This is a genomic window from Streptomyces sp. SID9727 (assembly GCF_010550605.1).
Classification (GTDB): domain Bacteria; phylum Actinomycetota; class Actinomycetes; order Streptomycetales; family Streptomycetaceae; genus Streptomyces.
Window position 1 is genome coordinate 1 of record NZ_JAAGNI010000188.1, and the last position, 3,579, is coordinate 3,579.

The following is a 3,579-nucleotide window of genomic DNA, read 5'->3' on the forward strand; positions in this document are numbered from 1 at the left end:
GCCGGCCACCACGCGCGCGGCCGGGCGTGCTCGGCCGCGAGGTCGACGGACGCGCCCCGCCGGGCCCGGGCGCGCACCAGCCAGTCCACGGAGACGATCGCCACGAAGCCGGGGATCCAGTAGCCGACGAGCAGCAGCACGTTCTGGAAGCGGGCCGTCGTGTCCGCCGCGTGCATCCACAGCACCAGCGGGAATCCCAGGGCGGCGGCGAGCGCCGCGGCCACCGGACGCGGCAGGCGCACCCCCATGGTCTGCAACGCGAGCGAACCGCTGTAGTCGTTCATCGCGTTGCTGCACAACGCCGCCAGCGCCACCGCGAGCAGCCCGAACGCTCCGAGCGCACCCCCGCCGAGCAGTGAGTCGATGCCGCGCGCCGTCTGGTCCGTGAAGACCGACGCGCCCCACAGCCCGATCGTCTGGACCGCCACGAAGGACGCGCTGATCCCGCCCAGCGTGCACCAGAACATGCGCGCCCGGGACGTGTCGCGCGGCAGATAGCGGCTGAAGTCGCTCGCGTACGGCGCCCAGGACAGCGCCAGGCTCAGCGCGATGGTGCAGGTCAGGACGAACGCCCCGGCCCGGTCCGCGCCGTGCGCGGTCGAGGCGGTCACCGGGTCCACCCCGCGCAGGAGCTTCGCGGCGAGCACGGCGAAGGCCGCGGCCAGGGCGAACGTCATCACGGTCTGGAGCCGGTGGATCACCTCGTAACCCAGCACCCCGAGCGCGCCCTGCGCGGCCATCATGACCAGGACCCCCAGCCAGAACGGCCAGCCGCACAGCTGCGCCAGGGCGTCCCCGCCGAACAGGCCGATCAGGGCGTCCCAGGCGATGGACGACAGCCATTGCAGCGCGCCCGGCAGTACCACGCCCGGCCCGAACGCCAGCCGGGCGAGCGGCAGTTGACCGGCTCCGGTGCGGCTGCCCCAGGTGCCCAGATACGCGGTCGGCGCGGCACCGACGAGAGTGCCGAGCACGACGGCGGCGAGAGCCGTCGCGAAGTCCAGGCCGAGCGCGATGCCGACGGTGCCGGTGAAGACGCCGGTCATGGTCAGGTTGGGCGCGAACCAGACGGTGAACAGCCGGCCCGCCCGGCCGTAACGGCGGTCCTCGGGGACCGGGGCTATCCCGTGCGCCTCGACGCGCAGATCGCCGGGGGCGGTGGGCATGCGCCCGCCGAAAGCGGCGCGCTCGTCCTGGGCATGCGGCAACGACATGAAGACATCCCTCCGCCAGTGCTAACTGGTTCAGGTTCGACGGGTGTGATCTCAGCCCTCGTGCGGGGCACCCCGTGTCCGGTGTGGCGGCCAGAATAGCGCCGCCCCGCGCGACGTCGTCGCGGGGGGCGGCCGGCCCCGGCCGGGCTCAGCCGAAGAGCTTCGTCACGAACGCGTGGAGATTGTCGGTCGTGCGGGCGATCTGCTCCTCCGTGCTCAGGCTCTCCTTGAACCGGGCCCCCGAGGCCACCGCCTTCTTCCCGCGCACGTACAGCGAGCAGGCCAGGTCGGTGCACATGTACAGGCCGACGGAATTGCCGTCGCGCCCGGCGGGTCCGGTCTTGCGCGCGGTCATCAGGGAGACCCCGCCGCCGGGGTGCGTGGTCAGGCAGAGCGAGCACATGCTCCGGTGCAGGAAGCCGCGCTGCTGGGACGGGAAGCGCAGCGAGATCCCGGCGGTCTCACCCTCGTGCTCGGTGACGATGTAGCTGCGCCCCGGCGCGGAGAGGTCGCGCCAGCCGAGGAAGTCGAGGTCGTCCCACGGCAGCTCCTCGAAGTCACGGGGGAGCGGCAGGCGCTTGGCCTCCCCCTTGGAGCAATTCACGAACGATGAGCGGATGTCCTGCTCGGTCAGGGCCTTCATGGGCACGAAGGTAACTCTGCCTATGAGCCCTAGGCAAACGATTAATCAGGTTAGGGGTTCACCTGCAACCTTTCGGGCGCGACGGGGAGGCGGTACACGGGCGGGTGCGGGATGCCGAGGTCCGGGCGCCAGGTCGCGAGGATCTGCGCCGACGGGTCGAAGAGCGGCGACGGGAGCGCGTCGAGCGGCGTCCACTCCCAGGCGCTGATCAGATGCGGCTCCGTCACCCGCGCCGTGCCGGCGTCGACGCGCACCAGGGCCGCCATCGTCACGCGGTTGATCCCGCCGAGGGCGTCGTGCAGCATCGCGAAGACGGTGACCTCGTCCTCGGGGACGGTCAGCCCGGTCTCCTCACGCAGTTCCCGCACGGCCGCCGCCGCGACGGACTCGGGCACCGGGTCGACCTTGCCGCCGGGCAGCTCCCAGGTACCGCTGTGGTGCCGGCCGAGCAGGATCCGGCCCCGCGCGTCCTGCACGACGACGCCGACCCCCAGCGCCGCCTGGGCCTGGGGAGGCTGGGTGTTACGGGAAGGGGTGACGGGGTTCTCGGCGGCCATGGTGCTCCTCCTGAGGGGCGGTGGGCGTCGAGCCTACGGGGATGCCGGCCGTGGCCCCGGCGGGCGGGCGTCACGGGGCGCCGCGACCGCCCTGCCCTCATACCGCCAGCCGCAGCGAGGTCTCCGAGACGCCGAGCCGTACGCTCTGCCCCCACGTCAGCTCCAGCGCGTCCGTCTCCATGCCGTCGCCGAACACCACCACACGGTCCGACTCCACGGTCAGCCGCAGTCCCTGCCCCGGTCCCAGCTCGCCCGAGACGAACGACGTGCCGGTCGACGGCGAGGGCCACGCCTCCCGGACGAACCAGAGCAGCCGGGGGTCGGCGGGCCCGGGCAGCGGGAGGGCGCTGCGGCGCTCCTGCCAGAGCGAGCGCAGCCAGCCGGTCGCCCCGGTGCCGGTGCCGACGAGGACGCCGGAGGACGCCTGCGGCTCGGCCGGGGAGTCCGCCGCATCGGGCCCGAGCCGGTAGCGGGCCGTCTGGTGGCCGGGCGGGCCGAGGTAGACCTCGTTCAGGGCGAGCAGCCGCTGCGTGTCGTCGGCCACCGCCTCCACCATCGTCAGCGCGTCGGCCCGCCCGCCGGGCGCCACCGCCGCCCGCATCAGCGCCCCCGCGTCGGCCGGCCGGTGGCGCACCAGAACGCCGGGATTGCGGCCCGGATCGGTGTCGATGCCGATGACCGGCTGACCGGACAAGTACTTCGCGGCGTTGGCGACCAGGCCGTCCTGCCCGACGACCACCACCACGTCCTCGGGCGCGAACAGGAACCGGTCCAGGTCGGCCCGCTCCACCCGGCAGTGCCGCCAGGTGAGCGGAACGGCCGCCGCCGCGTCCGCCAGGGCCTGCCGGGTCCGCTCGTGCCGGCCGGCCACCTCCTCGATGGACCGGCCCCGCGCGGCCAGGACGAACGCGGCCTGACCGCGCGTGCCGTGGCGGGCGAGCAACTCCTCGTACTGCGTGGTGCGGTGGACCAGGACCGCCCGCGGGGCCAGGCTCACGCCCCGGCCTCCGGCCGGCCCAGCCTGCTCAGCAGGCCCGTGAGCACGTCCGGCGACAGGGTGAGGCTGTCGATGTGCGGCAGGTTCTCGGCGAGCCGGGTGGCCGCCAGCGCGTGCAGCGTCGCGGCCTCCACCTCGCCGTGCGCCCGCAGCCAGGCCGCCTGGGCC

4 protein-coding genes, 1 pseudogene and 1 riboswitch are annotated in these 3,579 nt (G+C 74.0%); all 5 genes and pseudogenes read right to left on the minus strand.

The genetic code is table 11. From position 1 onward, the window contains the following. A partial coding sequence (locus G3I41_RS12840) for a cytosine permease (protein ID WP_164400342.1) occupies window positions 1-1,214 on the minus strand: 1,214 nt, incomplete at its 3' end. After that, window positions 1,205-1,299: riboswitch (TPP riboswitch) on the minus strand. Its footprint overlaps the gene before it by 10 nt. 63 nt (window positions 1,300-1,362) lie before the next feature. Then, complete coding sequence (locus G3I41_RS12845; protein ID WP_164400343.1) at window positions 1,363-1,857, minus strand: FBP domain-containing protein; 495 nt, start codon at window positions 1,855-1,857, stop codon at window positions 1,363-1,365. A gap of 50 nt (window positions 1,858-1,907) precedes the next feature. After that, entirely contained in the window at window positions 1,908-2,414 is a 507-nt protein-coding gene (locus G3I41_RS12850; protein WP_164400344.1) for an NUDIX domain-containing protein, read from the minus strand. A 97-nt stretch (window positions 2,415-2,511) separates the two neighbouring features. Further along, complete coding sequence (locus G3I41_RS12855) at window positions 2,512-3,411, minus strand: NAD(+)/NADH kinase (protein ID WP_164400345.1); 900 nt, start codon at window positions 3,409-3,411, stop codon at window positions 2,512-2,514. Further along, a pseudogene (locus G3I41_RS12860) lies at window positions 3,408-3,579 on the minus strand (SPFH domain-containing protein); the annotation flags it as partial. The gene G3I41_RS12855 and the pseudogene G3I41_RS12860, both read right to left, overlap by 4 nt.